18 protein-coding genes are annotated in these 17462 nt (G+C 39.9%); 15 read left to right on the top strand and 3 right to left on the bottom strand.

The genetic code is table 11. From position 1 onward, the window contains the following. The first annotated feature begins 306 nt into the window (after positions 1 to 306). From mhpD to G0028_RS16800, 5 genes are all read left to right on the top strand, one after another. Positions 307 to 1110, top strand: a complete 804-nt coding sequence (mhpD, locus tag G0028_RS16820; RefSeq protein ID WP_180046865.1) for a 2-keto-4-pentenoate hydratase — start codon at positions 307 to 309, stop codon at positions 1108 to 1110. Positions 1111 to 1141: 31 nt separating this feature from the next. Beyond that, complete coding sequence (locus tag G0028_RS16815; RefSeq protein WP_180046867.1) at positions 1142 to 2041, top strand: acetaldehyde dehydrogenase (acetylating); 900 nt, start codon at positions 1142 to 1144, stop codon at positions 2039 to 2041. 11 nt (positions 2042 to 2052) lie between these two features. Beyond that, positions 2053 to 3072 carry a 4-hydroxy-2-oxovalerate aldolase gene (gene dmpG / locus G0028_RS16810; RefSeq protein WP_130072173.1) on the top strand — a complete coding sequence of 340 codons (1020 nt, stop codon included), beginning with the start codon at positions 2053 to 2055 and terminating at the stop codon, positions 3070 to 3072. 452 nt (positions 3073 to 3524) lie between these two features. Next, positions 3525 to 4817 carry an OprD family outer membrane porin gene (locus tag G0028_RS16805; RefSeq protein WP_174493805.1) on the top strand — a complete coding sequence of 431 codons (1293 nt, stop codon included), beginning with the start codon at positions 3525 to 3527 and terminating at the stop codon, positions 4815 to 4817. Between the two features lie 241 nt (positions 4818 to 5058). Further along, a complete protein-coding gene (locus G0028_RS16800) occupies positions 5059 to 5916 on the top strand; it encodes an alpha/beta fold hydrolase (protein WP_130072171.1) in 858 nt (285 codons plus the stop codon). An 80-nt stretch (positions 5917 to 5996) separates the two neighbouring features. On the opposite strand, the gene G0028_RS16795 is transcribed toward G0028_RS16800, so the two are convergent. Beyond that, complete coding sequence (locus G0028_RS16795; RefSeq protein WP_174493804.1) at positions 5997 to 6671, bottom strand: DUF1345 domain-containing protein; 675 nt, start codon at positions 6669 to 6671, stop codon at positions 5997 to 5999. A 291-nt stretch (positions 6672 to 6962) separates the two neighbouring features. Then, on the bottom strand, positions 6963 to 7865 hold the full coding sequence (gene hcaR / locus G0028_RS16790; RefSeq protein WP_130072169.1) for a DNA-binding transcriptional regulator HcaR: 903 nt from the start codon (positions 7863 to 7865) through the stop codon (positions 6963 to 6965). Positions 7866 to 8145: 280 nt separating this feature from the next. Here hcaR and hcaE point away from each other — a divergent pair, with 280 nt between their 5' ends. The 6 genes from hcaE to hcaD all read left to right on the top strand — a co-directional run bounded on the left by hcaE (position 8146) and on the right by hcaD (position 13450). Further along, positions 8146 to 9513 carry a 3-phenylpropionate/cinnamic acid dioxygenase subunit alpha gene (gene hcaE / locus G0028_RS16785; RefSeq protein WP_174493803.1) on the top strand — a complete coding sequence of 456 codons (1368 nt, stop codon included), beginning with the start codon at positions 8146 to 8148 and terminating at the stop codon, positions 9511 to 9513. After that, positions 9510 to 10028 carry a 3-phenylpropionate/cinnamic acid dioxygenase subunit beta gene (gene hcaF, locus G0028_RS16780; protein ID WP_130072167.1) on the top strand — a complete coding sequence of 173 codons (519 nt, stop codon included), beginning with the start codon at positions 9510 to 9512 and terminating at the stop codon, positions 10026 to 10028. Before hcaE ends, hcaF begins: the two co-directional genes overlap by 4 nt. After that, positions 10028 to 10354, top strand: coding sequence for a 3-phenylpropionate/cinnamic acid dioxygenase ferredoxin subunit (gene hcaC, locus G0028_RS16775; protein WP_130072166.1), 327 nt, complete (start codon positions 10028 to 10030; stop codon positions 10352 to 10354). Before hcaF ends, hcaC begins: the two co-directional genes overlap by 1 nt. 2 nt (positions 10355 to 10356) lie before the next feature. Continuing rightward, the gene (hcaB, locus tag G0028_RS16770) at positions 10357 to 11172 is read left to right on the top strand and encodes a 3-phenylpropionate-dihydrodiol/cinnamic acid-dihydrodiol dehydrogenase (RefSeq protein WP_130072165.1); all 816 of its coding nucleotides are present in this window, start codon (positions 10357 to 10359) and stop codon (positions 11170 to 11172) included. Between the two features lie 68 nt (positions 11173 to 11240). After that, on the top strand, positions 11241 to 12203 hold the full coding sequence (locus G0028_RS16765) for a 3-carboxyethylcatechol 2,3-dioxygenase (RefSeq protein ID WP_130072164.1): 963 nt from the start codon (positions 11241 to 11243) through the stop codon (positions 12201 to 12203). A gap of 11 nt (positions 12204 to 12214) precedes the next feature. After that, positions 12215 to 13450, top strand: a complete 1236-nt coding sequence (gene hcaD, locus G0028_RS16760; protein ID WP_180046869.1) for a 3-phenylpropionate/cinnamic acid dioxygenase ferredoxin--NAD(+) reductase subunit — start codon at positions 12215 to 12217, stop codon at positions 13448 to 13450. A 49-nt stretch (positions 13451 to 13499) separates the two neighbouring features. Here the strand turns inward: hcaD and G0028_RS16755 are convergent, their stop codons facing one another. Beyond that, complete coding sequence (locus G0028_RS16755; protein WP_180046871.1) at positions 13500 to 13946, bottom strand: GNAT family N-acetyltransferase; 447 nt, start codon at positions 13944 to 13946, stop codon at positions 13500 to 13502. 127 nt (positions 13947 to 14073) lie between these two features. Here G0028_RS16755 and G0028_RS16750 point away from each other — a divergent pair, with 127 nt between their 5' ends. The 4 genes from G0028_RS16750 (at position 14074) to G0028_RS16735 (ending at position 17442) form a co-directional block, all read left to right on the top strand. After that, positions 14074 to 15015 carry a cation diffusion facilitator family transporter gene (locus G0028_RS16750; protein WP_130072161.1) on the top strand — a complete coding sequence of 314 codons (942 nt, stop codon included), beginning with the start codon at positions 14074 to 14076 and terminating at the stop codon, positions 15013 to 15015. Continuing rightward, positions 15015 to 16133 (top strand): MBL fold metallo-hydrolase, encoded by a 1119-nt coding sequence (locus G0028_RS16745; protein WP_130072160.1) that lies wholly within the window; start codon positions 15015 to 15017, stop codon positions 16131 to 16133. The genes G0028_RS16750 and G0028_RS16745 overlap by 1 nt, the downstream gene beginning before the upstream one ends. 223 nt (positions 16134 to 16356) lie before the next feature. Further along, positions 16357 to 16518, top strand: a complete 162-nt coding sequence (locus G0028_RS16740) for a hypothetical protein (RefSeq protein ID WP_180046873.1) — start codon at positions 16357 to 16359, stop codon at positions 16516 to 16518. A 273-nt stretch (positions 16519 to 16791) separates the two neighbouring features. Further along, a complete protein-coding gene (locus G0028_RS16735) occupies positions 16792 to 17442 on the top strand; it encodes a hypothetical protein (protein WP_180046875.1) in 651 nt (216 codons plus the stop codon). Positions 17443 to 17462: the final 20 nt, after the last annotated feature.

Raw genomic sequence — 17462 nt, 5'->3', positions numbered from 1 at the left:
TAAATCTTAATTCTGAGTAATTTAGTGGTCTTTGTGATTGATTTTAAACAGTTGTTTTTTATGTTGAAAATTATTCCTATTATTTATAGGTTCTAACTATTGTTATAAATAAAATAAGTATTGGCACAAAAACAGCATTTTACCGATGCTTAAACTGTTCATAAAAGTATCCGTTTTAAAGAAATAATCAGATGCAGACAAACTGCAATGATTGGTCTGATCTATTTGCAAAACCTTGAGCGCTGTGTTGTGAAGGTTGCGCCATCTAACGGTATAACTCTATTTTTGTCGTTTAAGGAAATATTGATGTCGAATTCTGCTGTTGTTGAATCAGTTGCCCAAGCCATCCGTGATGCTGAAATATCAAAAACTGCGATTGCACCAATTCGCCCACAATTGGGCGGTGAGTGTGCCGATGTCGATATCGCTTATGCTGTTCAAGAAGTCAATACTCAACGTGCGCTTGCTGAGGGTCGCCGTTTAGTGGGGCGTAAAATCGGTTTAACTTCAATTGCTGTACAGAAGCAATTGGGTGTTGATTCTCCTGACTTTGGGATGCTATTTGCAGACATGGCATATGGCGATGGTGAAGCCATTCCTGCGGGTTTATTGATTCAGCCGAAAGTTGAGGCTGAAATTGCGTTAATTATCAATAAAGATTTAACCCAAGAAAAACACACTTATGCAGATATTATCAGTGCAACTGAATATGCCTTGCCTGCTGTTGAAGTGGTGGATAGTCGTATCGAAAATTGGAAAATCAGTTTGATTGATACGGTTGCAGATAATGCATCTTCTGCTGCTTATGTACTGGGTTCAAAACCTGTGAAACTTGAAAATCTTGACCTCGTCAATTGCAAAATGACGATGACACGTGCAGGTGAAGTGGTCTCTCAAGGTGTGGGTAAAGCATGTCTTTCAAATCCATTGAATGCGGCTGTGTGGTTGGCAGATGAAATGGTGCGTCGTGGTCGTCCATTGTTGGCAGGTGACATCATCTTAACGGGTGCACTTGGACCGATGGTTGTGGCACATGCGGGTGATGAATTTGTTGTGGAAATCGAAGGTTTTGGTTCAGTGACTGCAGCTTTTGCAGCTGAATTAGCTTGAATTTTACAGCGTATTTTAAGAGATATTGTTCATGAAAAAGATTAAATGTGCATTGATTGGTCCAGGAAACATTGGTACTGATTTACTTTATAAATTGCAACGTAGCGAATTTTTAGAACCTGTATGGATGGTGGGAATTGACCCAACTTCGGAAGGTTTGGCACGTGCGGCAAAAATGGGCTTAAAAATCACCAGTGATGGTGTTGATGGTTTATTGCCACATGTTTTAGAAGATGACATCAAAATTGCTTTTGATGCGACTTCTGCATATGTTCATGCTGAAAATAGCCGTAAGTTAAATGAGCTTGGCGTACAAATGATTGATTTAACGCCTGCGGCAATTGGTCCTTTTTGTGTACCGCCTGTGAATCTTGCAGCATTGCTTGAAGCGGGTGAGTTACCAAATGTAAACATGGTGACGTGTGGTGGGCAAGCAACCATTCCGATGGTGGCGGCGATTTCTCGTGTTCAAGCTGTTGAATATGGCGAGATCATTGCCACTGTATCGACTAAGTCAGTGGGACCAGGTACACGTAAAAATATTGATGAATTTACACGTACTACTGCGGGCGCAATTGAAAAAGTCGGTGGTGCAAAAGCAGGTAAAGCGATCATCATTATTAACCCTGCTGAGCCACCACTCATGATGCGTGACACAGTGCACTGTTTGGTTGAAGGTGAACCTGATCAAGCGGCAATCACTGAATCTGTGCATGCCATGATCAAAGAAGTTCAAAAATATGTACCAGGTTATAAATTGGTGAATGGTCCTGTATTTGATGGTAACCGTGTATCTATGTTCTTAGAGGTAGAAGGTTTAGGTGACTACTTACCTAAATATGCAGGTAACCTTGACATCATGACCGCAGCCGCAGCACGTACTGCTGAAATGTTTGCAGAGCGTTTGATCGCTAACCAAGTAGAAGCATAAGGAGCATTTTCATGTCTAAGATTATTATTAATGATATGACTTTACGTGATGGTATGCATCCAATGCGCCATCAAACAACACCTGAACAAATGGTTGCAATTGCCACTGCACTCGATGAAGCAGGTGTGCCATTAATCGAAGTGACACATGGTGATGGCTTGGGGGGTAACTCAGTCAACTATGGTTTTGCTGCCGCAACTGATGAAGAATATTTAAAAGCAGTCATTCCAAACTTAAAACAAGCCAAAGTTTCAGCTTTACTTTTACCTGGGATCGGTACGGTTGATCACTTGAAAATGGCACATGATGTTGGTGTGGCAACTATTCGTGTGGCAACGCATTCAACAGAAGCGGATGTGTCTGAACAGCATATTACTGCTGCGCGTAAACTCGGAATGGACACAGTGGGCTTCTTAATGATGGCACATATGGCATCTCCTGAGAAATTACTCGAAGAAGCACAGAAAATGGTGTCATACGGTGCAAACTGTATCTATGTTACTGATTCAGCAGGTTATATGCTTCCACAGGATGTGACTGACCGTGTCGGGATTTTACGTGCAAACTTAGGCTCAGACATCGAAATCGGTTTCCACGGTCACCATAACTTGGGTATGGGTGTCGCAAACTCGGTTGCGGCTGTAGATGCGGGTGCAAAACGTGTGGACTTGGCTTCAGCAGGTTTAGGCGCAGGTGCAGGCAATACACCACTTGAACTGTTTGTTGCGGTTGCGAACCGTATGCAAATCGAAACAGGTGTGGACTTGTTTAAAGTACAGGATATTGCTGAAGAACTGATTGTACCGATGATGCAACAACCGATTCGTGCGGATCGTGATGCAGCGACTTTGGGTTATGCAGGGGTTTATTCTTCATTCTTGCTATTTGCAAAACGTGCTGAAGCAAAATATGGCGTATCTGCACGTGAAATTTTACTTGAACTTGGTCGTCGTGGTACGGTCGGTGGTCAAGAAGATATGATTGAAGATTTGGCACTCACCATGTCAAAAGCGAAAGAAGCGAATGCTTAATCATTTTTGATGTTTAAGAATATGAAAGCGTCCGAAAGGGCGCTTTTTTATTTTGTGATCCTTTGAGTTAAATTTTGATTTGTAGCGTATGTTGAATATTGGGCTATAGGAAATTTCTTTTACGTAAACGTTTTTTTTTATAAATCTAAGGCTTAAAGTTTTTCTAAATGAAAATAACTTAAACAAAAAAACACTAACAGATTTCATAATGTAAGAATATTTAAGATAATTTAGAATTAATAAAGGTATTTAAATAGATTTAAAATCATAAACTGAAATAAAGGTGTTAAAAGCCTTATTGTTAAAAAATATTAAAAAATAAAGTATTCAAATGATGGTTTTTATCCATCGATATTTCGCTGAAAATTCTTATACTGTGGTCTGATATTAACTTTTTATATCGTTCAGCATGATGGTGACATAGCTTAATTTGATTATTGGGAAATTTAGCCATGCGTCGTCAATCATTATGGATAGCAATGTGTGCTGCAACTGCTGCTTTAGGGACAACTGCAACTTATGCAGATTTTTTTGACGATAGCCAAGTGCAACTCAAACTGAGAAATTTTTATCTAGATCGTCAAATCGACCAACCTGATCCCAACAAAACTCAGGATTTTGGTAGTTGGTCTCAAGGTATCACCTTAGATGCAAAATCAGGTTATGCCGAAATTGGCCCTGTACAAATGGGTGTGGATGTTTTGGCACAATACGCGGTGCGTTTAAGTGGTGATCGTGGTGATAACGATTACATTATGCCGTACGATTATGCCACTAAAGAACAAGCACGCGATAATGCTAAGCTTGGCGCGACTTTAAAGGCGAAAGTGAGTCAAACGGAATTACGTATTGGTGAAATTTTACCTGCAACCCCAGTGGTGCATTTTGACCCATCACGTCAATTATTGACTACCTTTGAAGGGGTGTGGTTAGAGTCTAAAGATCTGAAAAATACCAAACTGACTTTAGGTTATTTAGATGGAATCAATGCCCGTTATGAAAACCAAGTCCATGATTTTAAACTTTGGCCAAATGAATTAAATACAGAAAAGAATCAAGTAAAGTCTGGTGATAGTGAAGCAATGTGGGTTGCGGGAATTGACTATCAAGTGACACCTGAATTATCTGCAAGTTATTTCTATGGTGATGTAGAAAATATTTATCGTCAAAATTATGTAGGCTTTGCCTATAACAAAAAACTAGATGCCAAGAATAAACTCGCAACTCATGCACGCTATTTTGATAATCGTGAATCGGGTGAGGCTTTATATGGTGAGATTGATAACCAAGCTTTGTCATTAAAAGCAGCTTGGACACATGGTAACCACACAATGGATGCAGGTTGGCAGCAAATGTTTGGTGAGCATGGTACACATACACCATTTATGCCAACGCTGTCGGGTTGGGTACCACAGCCGTATTTAGCCAATTGGTCTGTCGCAAGTTTTATTCGTAAAGATGAAAAATCTTGGAGTCTAGGTTATACCTATGACTTTAAAGATACTGTTGCGCGAGGTTTGACCGTGACAGCACGTCATTATGATGGATCTAATATTGATAATAAAAATGGTACAAGAGGCAAAGAGCAAGAAGATAATTTGATCGTGAATTATGTTGTGCCTGAAGGTAAGCTCAAAGGTTTAGGTTTTCAGTGGATGTATATCGATGTGAACTATGACAATGTCCCGGGCTTCGTTGATTTACAAGAACATCGTGTTGCAACGACTTATACGTATCGTTTCTAATTAAACAAGCTTAAAAACGTGCTGCATAGACGGCACGTTTTTATTATGGCTTTAAATCGTATTAAATCATTATAAAACATATGTTTAAATAATCGTTTTTTTGTAGTTTGTCATCGTTATTAAATATCAATTTCGCTTGCATTCACAGGTACTATGAAACGGTAAATTAGGTCATTTGAATCTATTGAGAACGATATTTTAAATAGGTTCAACCCATAGATAAGCTGTAAAAGGAATAGGTATGAGTACTGTACAAATCCCAGATTATAAAACTGATGCTTTCTTCGGTTTGGAAGATAAATGGATTGAAACGGCTGAAGGTGAATTAACACATTACCATGAAGTGGGTGAGGGTACACCGATCCTATTCTTACATGGTTCTGGTACAGGTGTTTCTGCTGCAGCAAACTGGTGGTTAAACTTGCCACAAATCGGTGAGCAAGCGCGTTGTATCGCCATTGATACTATTGGTTATGGTCAAACTGTTGTTGCACCAAATACCGCCTATGGTATCCGTGCGTGGGTGGATCATGCAGTGCGTACTTTAGATGCCTTAGGCATTGAAAAGACTTGGCTTGTGGGTAATTCTTTGGGTGGTTGGTTGGCATTCCAAATGGCGCTTGATTATCCAGAGCGTGTACTCGGTATTGTTTCAATGGGTACAGGTGGTGCAAAACAAACTGCTGCACTTAAAGCACATGCCAATCCTGTATTGACTGAAGAAGGCATCAAGAAAACATTGTCAATGTTCGTTGTGAACAAAGACTTGATCACTGATGAGCTGGTAAAAGTACGTTTTGCTTCTGCTGCAAATGATTATGCATCTAACCGTCTGATGGATGTTGTGGGTGCACGTGACCGAGATCGTTTTGAGTTCCCGCTTGATTTTGAAAAAATGAAAGACATTACAGTCCCTGTATTATTGATTCATGGTACGCAAGATGTGGTAATTCCTGTTTCTCGTACATGGGATATCTTAAATATTGTGCCACATGCAGATGCGCACATTTTCAGCCAATGTGGTCACTGGTCACAAGTTGAGAAAGCAGAAGAATTTAATACTGTAATTAAAAATTATTTAACCGCACGTGGCGTGTAAACGGTCTGTATTGCAGTTAATAAAAGGGCAGCGAAAGCTGTCCTTTTTTATGCTTGATTTGATATGTAATTGAGCACCTTTCAGCTCATAATAAAACTTGCGGCAACATTGATGCAAATTGCTAAAATGGTGGTATTAAAGCCATAGGCGAGCAGGATATGAAGAGTATTCAAAACACGCATTGGACGAGAGCTAATAGAAACATCAGCAGTTTGTGCAGAGGTGCCACAGACATAACTAAAATAGACAAAGTCAGGGTAAATTGGATTGGGCGTCTTTGGAAAATCTAAACCACCCTCCAAATGTTTGGCTTTGGCTAAATAAAAGTCATGTGCATAATGAATAGCAAAAATAGTATGCATAAAAAGCCAAGCAAAAATAATGGTAAGAATGGCTAAAGATAAATGACCAAAACGAATCGTGGGCGTAGAGGGTAACTGTGACAATTCAACTATAATGGCAATAAAACACATGATTAATGTCATGATGAGGAGGACTAAGATCGCCCATTTACTTTCATCCTGTTGTTGGGCACGTTTTAAAATACTATGCGTATCTGCTCGCCACAGTGCATGCATGGTCAACGCTAAATACATCACAATGGCAAGATTCCAACTGAGTAAAAGTCGTGTAGACCATAAAAAATCAGTGCTAAAAGTAATGATGCAATAAAGTAAAGCTGTGATTAAAAATGTACTAAAAAAGAGAATTCGAGTGCGTATAATGGTTTTAAATATTTGAAAAATATTAATCATTTTCTAATACCTAGATTATGTGATTTTTTATTCTATGGCGCTAAAAAACAGTTTAAAGCAATTGTCGATAAATCATTAGACTTAAGTTGTATAAAAAACCCAAAATGATCATGAATAGATGTCGTGCAAAAAATAGCACTTTAAAACGATGTAAAATTATAGGTGTGGATAAAAATCTAAGATCTATATATCATTTTAAAGTGTGAACTGGGTCTTGGTTTTAACTCACTATTATTCATTGAAAAAATAGTAGTGAGTGAATAGCGTAAAAAAATAATGAAAATAAAATTATTATTCAGCACGATTGATATCGAGATAAAACACTTTGGTGAGCAGTTCGATGAACTTTTGTACAGCGAATGAGTTGCTATGTTTACGATAACTGACGTAGAGATCGAGATAAGGTAATTCGACATCCAAAGGTCGAATCACAGAGTTATTCATGGTCAGTGGGGCAATATAGCCAGGCAAAATGGTGCAGCCTAAACCCATACCGATTGAGTTGATATTAAATAAAATATTGTCAGCCGTTTGGACAATATTGAACTCAATCCCTTGTGCTTTAGCAAAGTCTAAAATGGCATTATGCAAAGTGCCAGATTGCTCCAAAGCAGGGATAATAAAGTCTATACCATTCAAGGCTTTCACAGGAATACGCTCATATTTTGCCAAAGGATGATTTGCAGGCAAAATAAAGATCAAAGGTTCACGGAGCACAAATTTACTTTCAATTTCCTCATTATGAAAATTATGACGTGTGAAAGTAATGTCTAATTCACCTTTTTGAATAGCACGCATTTGTTCAAGGTTATTTAAACTGAGCAATTCAATTTTAAGTTCTTGATTTTGAACACGTAAATTTGGGAGTACATAAGGGAATACTTTCATCTCGGCAACAGGCACGAAACCAATACGCAATAACTGTTGTTTGGCTTTTGACACTTGGCGTGCCATTGCGACAGCTTTATCCGCTTGGGCTAAAGTGAGACGAGCTTGTTCAAGAAATACAGCACCTTCTTCAGTAAGTTCTACTTTACGTTTGGTTCGATTTAAAAGTTTAACCCCGACATCTTCTTCTAAGTCTTTAATTTGCTGACTAAGAGAGGGTTGTGCGGTATATAACTTTAAGGCTGCCTTACTGAAATTAAGCTCTTCAGCTACAGTGATGAAATATCTGAGGTGTCGTAATTCCATATAACTCTTCCAAAGAGTAATCCAAAAAATGTCTTAGTATGTTACTGCTTGAGTATAATCTATAATTTACCATTCCGTGAAGATGATTATGATATTTAGAAAATAAATGATTTGTTGCTAATCATCAAATTTTTAGATAAAAAATAATCGAATTATTAATTCATAAAATATCTTAATTAAAACAAAATAAATATTTCCATAAAGTGCCCCTCAAAAGCGATGATCACCTCAACTTAAGTCATTTAGTTTGTGACCCCACGTTTGTCGCAGGAGAGCTTTCATGAGTGGAAAAATTGATGTGCGCGAAATCGACGCATTAGTCGATGCACAAAATGGCCGTATTTCACCTTCTATTTATACAGATCCAGATCTTTATGAATTAGAACTTGAACGTGTATTTGGTCGTACGTGGTTATTCCTTTGCCATGAAAGCCAAATTCCAAAGGCAGGCGATTTCTTCAATACATATATGGGTGAAGATCCAATCATTGTTGTCCGTCAAAAAGATGGCTCAATTAAAGCATTACTCAATCAATGCCGTCACCGTTCGATGCGTGTGAGCTTTGCAGACTGTGGTAATACACGTGCATTTACTTGCCCATACCACGGCTGGTCTTATGGTGTTGATGGTTCTCTTAAAGATATTCCACTTGAAGATCGTGCATTTCCACAAGGTGCTTGTAAAGAGCATTGGGGCTTGATCGAAGTTAACCGTGTCAAATCTTATAAAGGTTTAATCTTCGGTTGTTGGGATGAAACCACACCTGACTTAGAAGAATACATGGGTGATATCGCTTGGTATTTAGATGGTGTTTTAGACCGTCGTCCGGGTGGTACAGAAATCATCGGTGGTGTGCATAAGTGGGAAATCGAGTGTAACTGGAAATTTGCAGCAGAACAGTTTGCATCTGACCAATACCATGCATTGTTCTCTCATGCGTCCGCGATTCAAGTTTTGGGTGCAAAACCAGATGATGAATCATCGAAAAAATTAGGTGCTGCCCAAACGGCTCGTCCTGTATGGGAAACGGCGAAAGATGCAATCCAATACGGTTCACGTGGTCATGGTTCAGGTTTCTTCTTTACAGAACAACCCGATGCGAACGTATGGGTGGATGGTGAAGTTGCCAACTATTTCCGTGAAACTTATGAAGAAGTAAAAGAACGTTTAGGCGAAGTTCGTGCATTACGTCTTGCAGGTCATAACACCATGTTCCCAACATTATCTTGGTTGAACGGTACTGCAACGCTTCGTGTATGGCACCCACGTGGTCCAAACAAAACTGAAGTATGGGCATTCTGTATTGCAGATGCTGAAGCATCTCAAGAAGTGAAAGAAGCATTTGAGCGTTCAGCGACTCGTGCCTTCGGTCCTGCTGGTTTCCTAGAGCAAGATGACTCTGAGAACTGGATTGAGATTCAAAAAGTCTTACGTGGTTATAAAGCACGTAAAAACCAATTGATCATGGAAATGGGTTTAGGCAAAGAAAAAATCCGTGAAGATGGTATTCCAGGTATTACCAACTACATTTTCTCTGAAACTGCAGCACGTGGTATGTACCGCCGTTGGGCAGATTTGTTAATCCATGAAAAATGGGAAGACGTAGAGAAAGCCGCTGACGAATATGAGAAGGAGCTTATGAAATGAGTCAGATCAGTTTAGAACTTCATCACGAGATTAGTCAGTTTCTATATCGTGAAGCAAAATTGCTAGATGATTGGAAATTCCGTGAATGGTTAGACACCTTAGCTGAAGATATTTCTTATACGCTTCGTACTACACCAAACGCGCAAACACGTGATCGTCGTCGTTCAGTTGAGCCTCCTACAACTTGGGTTTTCAATGACACGAAAGATCTTTTAGAGCGTCGAGTGGCTCGTCTTGAAACAGGCATGGCTTGGGCAGAAGAGCCTCCTTCACGTACCACCCATATGGTTTCAAATGTCATCGTAGAAGCGACAGAAGTTGAAGGCGAATATGACGTTTACGTGACTTACTTATTGTACCGTACACAAAAAGAGAAAGACGTGACGATTTACTGCGGTAAACGTCATGACAAAATCCGCAAAGTTGAAGGCGGCTTAGGATGGCAGATTTTCAACCGTAAAATTACCCTAGACCAAGTGACGTATAACTCACACAACCTGAGCGTATTCTTCTAATGAATAAGATTTTTGTTTGCCAAGTTGATGACTTGGATGAAGGCGAAGCCCTTAAAGTAGATTGTGGTGTGAATGGTATCGAAGCGCTTGCTGTATTTAATAACGGCGGTGAATTCTTCGCGATGAATGACAAGTGTAGCCATGGTAATGCATCCATGTCTGAAGGTTATCTCGAAGACGACGGTACGGTTGAATGTCCACTACATTCTGCACGTTTTTGTTTGAAAACAGGTGAAGCATTGTGTCTACCTGCAACTGATCCAATCAAAACATTCCCTGTGATTGTTGAAGATGGTCAATTGTTCGTAGAAATGGCAGGAGAGTAATCATGGGTTGGCTACAAGGCGAAGTTGCATTAATTACGGGTGGTGGTTCAGGTTTAGGCTGGGCATTGGTGGAGCGTTTTATTGAAGAAGGTGCGCAAGTGGCCGTTCTTCAGCGTTCAAAGGCCAAAGTCGATGCCTTAAATGAGCACTTCGGCGGTAAGGTTCTTGCAATTGAAGGCGATGTAGCTAGCTATGCAGACAATCTTCGTGCTGTAAATGCTACCGTAGAACGTTTTGGTAAACTGGATTGTTTTGTTGGAAATGCGGGTATTTGGGATCACTATGCCGATATCGTCAATACCTCAGGTGAGCAGTTAGAAAAAGCTTTTGATGAAATCATGGGCATTAACACCAAGTCGCTGATCCTTGGTGCCAAAGCTGCACTCGATGCATTGATCGCTTCTGAAGGTTCTATCATATTTACTTTGTCTAATTCAGCACTGTACTCTGCTGGCGGAGGCCCTGTATATACAGCGTCTAAGCATGCAGGGGTTGGTGTTATGAAAGAATTAGCCTATGAGCTTGCGCCTAAAGTACGAGTGAATGCAGTTGCGCCGTCAGGTATGAATGTGAATATCAAAGGTGCGGCATCTTTAGGTCAAGAAAATTTGGGTCTACTCGATGCTCGTGATCCTGAGAAAATTGCGCGTGGCATGCCACTGAATTTCTTACCTGAGCCTGAAGATATGACAGGTTCATATGTCTTGCTTGCATCACGTGCCAATAACCGTCCATTAACAGGCGTATTAATTAACGCTGAATGTGGTTTGGGTATTCGTGGTTTACGTCAGCCACGCGCTGGTTTTTTTGATGAATAATTGCGTTATCGCATCAATGGATTAATTTGGCAGCCTATTTGGCTGCCTTGCCTGTTTAGGAGTCTCTCATGGCTGTGAAACTGATTTGTGCATCGCACAGTCCTTTAATGGAGTTTGCTTCACCACAAGAACAACGTAAAGAACAAGCCGTTCGTGATACGTTTGAAAAACTTGCGGCTGAAGTTAAAGCCTATGATCCGACTTTGATTATTACTTTTGGTCCAGACCATTTTAATGGTTTCTTCTATGATTTGATGCCAAGTTTCTGCGTGGGTATTCGTGCCACTGCCGCAGGCGATTGGGACTATGGTAAAGACAATGCACACATTGATGTGCCTGAAGAAAAGGCATTAGGTTTAGTCCGTCGTGTGTTGGACGAAGGCGTTGATGTTGCGTATTCATACCGTATGCAAGCGGATCATGGTGTGACTCAGCCACTACATTTCTTGTGTGGCGGTCAGCTTGATCGTTATCCAACCATTCCCATTTTTATCAATGGCGCTGCTGCACCGATGCCAACCACCAAGCGTACTTTAGCGCTCGGTCGTGCAGTGGGTCAGTTCATTAAGTCGTTAAATCTTGAAAATGAACGTGTGCTTGTTTTAGGCACAGGCGGATTATCACATGATCCACCGACACCACAAATGGGCTCAGTACCACCAGAAGTGGAAGAATTCCTCATCGCGGGTCGTAACCCAACTGAGGAAGCACGTAACACCCGCCAAGGTAAAATTATTGCGGTGGGTCAAAAGTTGGCAGCAGGTGATACCTCTGTGGCTGTGCCGTTAAACCCTGAGTGGGATCGTGCATTGTTAGACACTTTTGCTAAAGCGGATTTTGCAAGCATCGAAGCCATGACAGAAGCTGAAATTCGTCGTGATGGCGGTCGTGGTGGTCAAGAAGTGCGTTCGTGGATGGCAGCCTTTGCAGCCTTGCATGAAATTGGTGAATATGACATGACAACGCATTGTTATGAAGATATTAGTGAGTGGATTGCCGGTTTCGGTATTGTATCTGCAGAATTGAAATAAGGATAAAACCCATGAGCCAAAATGAAATTGAAACAATCGTGATTGTTGGTGCTGGTCAAGCTGGTGCGAGCGCCATTTTAGAACTTCGTGCAAACAAGTATGAAGGCAAAATCATTTTGGTGGGTGATGAAACACATCTGCCTTATGAACGTCCACCTTTATCTAAAGATGTTATTCTAAAACCTGAAGAGACCAAGATTGAGATCTTGTCAGAGCAAAAACTCATCGACTTAGGTGTTGAGCATATTGCTGACAATGGCGTGGTTAAAATTAATGCAGATGCCAAAACCATCGAATTGAAAAATGGCGAAACGCTTGCCTTTGATAAGTTGTTGCTTGCAACAGGTGGGGCAGCACGTCGCTTACCCAATTTCGATGCTCTGGGTAAACACGTTTATACCTTGCGTAATCTTGAAGATTCACAAGCGCTTGTGCCTGTTTTACAAGCGGGTCGCCGTATTATTTTAATTGGTGGTGGTGTGATTGGGCTTGAGCTTGCATCATCTGCACGTTTCAAAGACTGTCAAGTGACCGTGATTGAAATGGGACCAATGGTGATGGGACGTTCATCGCCTCGCATTTTGAGTGAGTTGTTGCTCGAACAACAACGTCTTGCAGGTGTTGATGTACGGTTATCTACTTCAATTGCAGACTGTAAGCTTGACGGTGAAGAAGTTGTCGTAACTTTGGCTGATGGCGAAGAACTTCGTGCAGATGCAGTGGTGTATGGTATTGGTATTGTGCCGAATGCTCAGCTTGCAGTCGATGCTGGTTTAGATGTTGATTTTGCAGTTAAAGTGAATGAAAACTGCCAAACCTCACATGCTGATATCTATGCAGCGGGTGATGTTGCGACTCAACTTCGTGATTGTGGTCAGCATCGTCGTGTAGAAACATGGGAAAATGCCAATTTACAAGCGGGTATCTTTGCTCGTCATGTGATGGGGGTTGAGCATCCTGTGGCAAATCCAGCATGGTTCTGGACAGATCAGTTAGACATTAACTATCAGTTTGTCGGTGATATGGCAGCAGCAGAATGGTTGGTACGTGGTGAAATCAATCCGGCACAACGTGCTGAATCATCATTTGTATTATTTGGTGTGACGGATGGCGTGATTGTGGGTGGTATTACCGTGAATGCGGCCAAAGACATGCGTCATTTGAAAAAATTGATTAGTAAGCAAGCGCCTTTTGAAGCAGAGAAATATCTCGATTTAACACAAGACTTACGTAAACTTGTCAAATAATCTGCTAGATAAAAAACCTGAGTACTTTTACTCAGGTTTTTTTATGGATTTAGCAAGGCGTATGTAGGCGTAAATGTAATGTTGGACAAAGTTGTCCCTGCGTATCCCAGGGTGAACGCGCAATGACTTGGAAACCATGTTTTTGATAAAACTGTTGTAAATCTGGATAATTTTCCAAGACTTCCACTTCTCGAATTCCTAAAGATAAAGCATATCGAAGTAAAGTTGAACCTATGCCTAACCCGACATATTGTGGATGTACATAGAACATTTCAATTTTTTGATAAGCCAAACCTATAAAGCCGACAATTTCATGATTGATTTCAATATGAAATAACTGTAAATGTCTAAAATAATGATATTCAGTGATAAGTTCTTTTATTTTTAATAAATGTTGTTGATGAGATGTATTGTGAATATTTTCTGTACATTTTTGCCAAACAGATAAAAGCTGCCGATGCTCAGAGATTAAAGATGAACGAATTTTGGTTTGCATAAAAAGCTCGCTCAAATGTGAAAAGCAACAAAAATTAAAGGAAAAACACATGTTATTGCATGAATATGACTTAAAATGCAGATAAAAATCAAATTACTATATTTGATGATAAAAAATAGGACAATAAATGTCAGATTCGAACAAAATCGTGGTGTATGCAGCACTTTTGGGTAACCTTGTGATTGCCTTGGTGAAGTTTATTGCTGCTTATATTACAAATAGTTCTGCGATGCTCAGTGAAGCGATTCATTCGGTAGTCGATACACTGAATGAAATATTATTGTTGTATGGTATGAAAAAATCGCAGCAAGCGCCCAATGTAAAACATCCCTTTGGTTATGGACGGGAACTTTATTTTTGGGCATTTATTGTATCGCTCATGGTGTTTGCATTGGGGGCGATTGTGTCGATTTATCAAGGGGTGCAGCATGTTCTACACCCTGAAGAGATGACATCTCCTTATGTTAATTATATTGTGTTATCTATTGCAATTGTCTGTGAAGGAACATCTTGGTTTGTTGCTTTAAAATCTTTTAAAAAAATGAAAGGTAAAATGAGTTACTTTCAAGCATTCAGGCGTAGTAAAGATCCCACTACATTTACAGTGTTATTTGAAGATTCGGCAGCCTTGATCGGTTTGTTTATTGCCTTGATTGGTATTTTTTTGGCACATCAATTGAATCTTCCTGTGATTGATGGTATTTCTTCGATTTTGATTGGCGTGGTTTTGGCGATTTCTGCTGTTCTTTTGGCAAGAGAAACCAAAGGTTTACTTTTAGGTGAAATTGCTGATCCACAATTAAGAGAAAATGTGTTAAAAGTGGCAAGGCAAGATCCTGCGGTGCATTATGCCAATGGTGTTTTGACTGAACAAATGGGTGCGCATCAAGTGCTCGCCTCACTGAGTTTAGAATTTAAAGATAATTTAACTTCAGATGATATCGAAGCTTGTGTTAATCGTATCGAAAGCAAGATTAAAGAAATTCATCCTGAAATTATTGCGTTATTTATTAAACCGCAAACACAACAGATGTGGTTAGAACGAATGAAAGGGCGTTTAGAGTCGTAATGTCAAAAGAGATTGAACAGAATTCGGTTGAAGATCGTACTTTACATACCGAAGAAGTTGTAGCGACCGTTCCTACACAACAACTACACTATAGATTAGAAACAGAGGCTTGTTTAGCACATACATGGTACAGACCCATATTTCGAGTGTTGGCTTCAGATCACCATAATGGAGAGAAATTTTTTAATCCTGTCCGTAGACCTGAGGGTAATCGGCGTTGGGATTTAGTTAAATGGCTCAGTACGCGCAAGTCTTCAACATGGAAAGTCGACTCAGCCAAAGAAGCTGCCGAGTTTTATGCAACACCGCGTGCTCTACCACAAAACCGTCCCAATGCACCTGAAAATGATTGGCAAGTTTGGTTTGTTGGGCATGCAACAGTTTTATTGCAAATCGGACCTTATAACTTTTTAACAGACCCTGTTTGGGCAGACCATGTGAGTCCAAAACAAGGGCGTGGTCCTAAGCGTGTTATTCCTGCGGGAATTGCTTTAGAGCATTTACCGACCATCCATGCTGTATTGCTCAGTCATAACCATTATGACCATATGGATATTGCAAGCTTGCGCTGGTTGCATGATAAATTTGCCATGCCAATTTATACAGGATTAGGGAATAGTCATTATTTACCAAGCGATTGGCATGTGATTGAAATGGATTGGTGGCAATCGGCACTCTTTAGAAATTTAAAAATAGTTTACACCCCCGCTCAACATGGCTCAGGTCGTGGCTTCCGTGATCAAAATGCGGCATTGTGGGGAGGATTTTCCATTATTTCACAGCATGGACATTTTTTCTTTGCAGGGGATTCGGGGTATTCAGGACATTTTAAAGAAATTCAAAAGCGTTTAGGTTCACCACGCATTGCCTTGATTCCGATTGGTGCTTATGAACCACGTCAGTTAATGAAATATATGCACATGAATCCACAGGATGCCTTTCAGGCACATGTCGATTTACAAGCAAAACGCTCTTTGGCAATCCATTACCGTACTTTCCAACTGACAGATGAAAGTCGTGAACAACCTGAACATGACTTGCAACTTGCGATGAAAAATACGTCTAAGTTGATGAATCCATTCTATTGTATTAAAGAGGGGCGTAAATTAATTGTTTAAATAACCCTTTGCAATCAGAGGCGTTCAAACATGGCGTGTATTATTCAAGGTTGAATTGATCAAGTAAAGTTGCAAGACATTATTCAGCCCATATTGTTACCTTTAAATATAAAAGTTATTGAAGATTGTTCTGAAATGGCTGAACCGAATTATTTAAATTTCGATAGCCATTTCGAAGTATGTTATCTATCTAACCACACACTCATGGGCAATGCTCCAAACTATGTTGGGCGGAAACCATCTTTCCTTTGAGTTTGAAGAATATTTGGCTGATCAACTGAAGCGACAATACGATTGGGTTACCGTTGCTGATAACTATCGCTTAATGGCTGATCGTCTTAGAGGTAATGTGCTTTCAGGTTATTACTCGATTTTATTTGAGTAAGATCATTCGATTTTTTTAGTCGATAATGGCACTTTTGATGATAATAACCACCTGTATTTTAAGAACTATCTTGTATAGCACCCACCCACAGAACAACAGAAAATAGTGGATCAAAATTATAAATTTGAAACCTATTTAAATGAACAGTATATTGGTTATGTTTCAGAAGATGCGGTATTTTACCCAATAATGAAAAGTACTTATGTTCCTTTAGTGCTATCTGAACTGATAGAGCGAGCGTGTATTGAATAACCTATTATAAGGAACACAATAATGAAAATACTCCAAACTTTATTTTTATCTCTCACATTGACCCATATCGCTTTTGCAGAAACTCAAACCATTCAAATTCATCATTCAAATTTTGAATTTAAAACTGTCAAAAATCAAAGTGAAGAAGGCTTTGAACGTAAAGACCTTGAATTATATCGAGATCATAAGAAATTATTCAGTCATACACTGCATTACAATACAGGTGATTGCAGTATTCTCACCACCGAAATCGGTGATTATGAAGTGAAAGGCAATCAACTGATTTTTTACACCTATTGGGCAGCAGGGGATGGTCAGGGCTTGTGGGCTTTTCCCTATGGTGTACGTAAACAGGTCTATGCAGTAGATGCCAAAGGCACAGTCAAACCTGTCAGCGCCTTGATGTATGTGGAAGATATTATGGGCAATCCTTTGGAGCATGATCCACAACAGGAATATTTACAATTTTTAAATCGTCCACCCAAAACAGCTCAACAGCAAAAAACACTGAATAATTATATTCAGGTGATGCAAAGCAGATATCATGCTCGTTTTGTACATGATCAGCAACGTGAACAATTATTAAAAGAGGTGAAAGGCAGGCTAGCAAAACAAATTGCAGTGGAAACCAAAGGCTGGAAAGAACACTTTGGGGCTAAGGTCAGAATGTAGTTGAGAGCTGCTGTCCCATG

Source organism: Acinetobacter piscicola (assembly GCF_015218165.1).
Classification (GTDB): Bacteria; Pseudomonadota; Gammaproteobacteria; order Pseudomonadales; family Moraxellaceae; genus Acinetobacter; species Acinetobacter piscicola_A.
This window is presented reverse-complemented; position numbering and strand designations above follow the sequence as displayed.

Bases quoted from the DNA above. Each gene is read 5' to 3' on its own strand.
- mhpD (WP_180046865.1), top strand. From the start codon at position 307: ATGTCGAATTCTGCTGTTGTTGAATCAGTTGCCCAAGCCATCCGTGAT.
- G0028_RS16815 (WP_180046867.1), top strand. From the start codon at position 1,142: ATGAAAAAGATTAAATGTGCATTGATTGGTCCAGGAAACATTGGTACT.
- dmpG (WP_130072173.1), top strand. From the start codon at position 2,053: ATGTCTAAGATTATTATTAATGATATGACTTTACGTGATGGTATGCAT.
- G0028_RS16805 (WP_174493805.1), top strand. From the start codon at position 3,525: ATGCGTCGTCAATCATTATGGATAGCAATGTGTGCTGCAACTGCTGCT.
- G0028_RS16800 (WP_130072171.1), top strand. From the start codon at position 5,059: ATGAGTACTGTACAAATCCCAGATTATAAAACTGATGCTTTCTTCGGT.
- G0028_RS16795 (WP_174493804.1), bottom strand. From the start codon at position 6,671: ATGATTAATATTTTTCAAATATTTAAAACCATTATACGCACTCGAATT.
- hcaR (WP_130072169.1), bottom strand. From the start codon at position 7,865: ATGGAATTACGACACCTCAGATATTTCATCACTGTAGCTGAAGAGCTT.
- hcaE (WP_174493803.1), top strand. From the start codon at position 8,146: ATGAGTGGAAAAATTGATGTGCGCGAAATCGACGCATTAGTCGATGCA.
- hcaF (WP_130072167.1), top strand. From the start codon at position 9,510: ATGAGTCAGATCAGTTTAGAACTTCATCACGAGATTAGTCAGTTTCTA.
- hcaC (WP_130072166.1), top strand. From the start codon at position 10,028: ATGAATAAGATTTTTGTTTGCCAAGTTGATGACTTGGATGAAGGCGAA.
- hcaB (WP_130072165.1), top strand. From the start codon at position 10,357: ATGGGTTGGCTACAAGGCGAAGTTGCATTAATTACGGGTGGTGGTTCA.
- G0028_RS16765 (WP_130072164.1), top strand. From the start codon at position 11,241: ATGGCTGTGAAACTGATTTGTGCATCGCACAGTCCTTTAATGGAGTTT.
- hcaD (WP_180046869.1), top strand. From the start codon at position 12,215: ATGAGCCAAAATGAAATTGAAACAATCGTGATTGTTGGTGCTGGTCAA.
- G0028_RS16755 (WP_180046871.1), bottom strand. From the start codon at position 13,946: ATGCAAACCAAAATTCGTTCATCTTTAATCTCTGAGCATCGGCAGCTT.
- G0028_RS16750 (WP_130072161.1), top strand. From the start codon at position 14,074: ATGTCAGATTCGAACAAAATCGTGGTGTATGCAGCACTTTTGGGTAAC.
- G0028_RS16745 (WP_130072160.1), top strand. From the start codon at position 15,015: ATGTCAAAAGAGATTGAACAGAATTCGGTTGAAGATCGTACTTTACAT.
- G0028_RS16740 (WP_180046873.1), top strand. From the start codon at position 16,357: ATGTTGGGCGGAAACCATCTTTCCTTTGAGTTTGAAGAATATTTGGCT.
- G0028_RS16735 (WP_180046875.1), top strand. From the start codon at position 16,792: ATGAAAATACTCCAAACTTTATTTTTATCTCTCACATTGACCCATATC.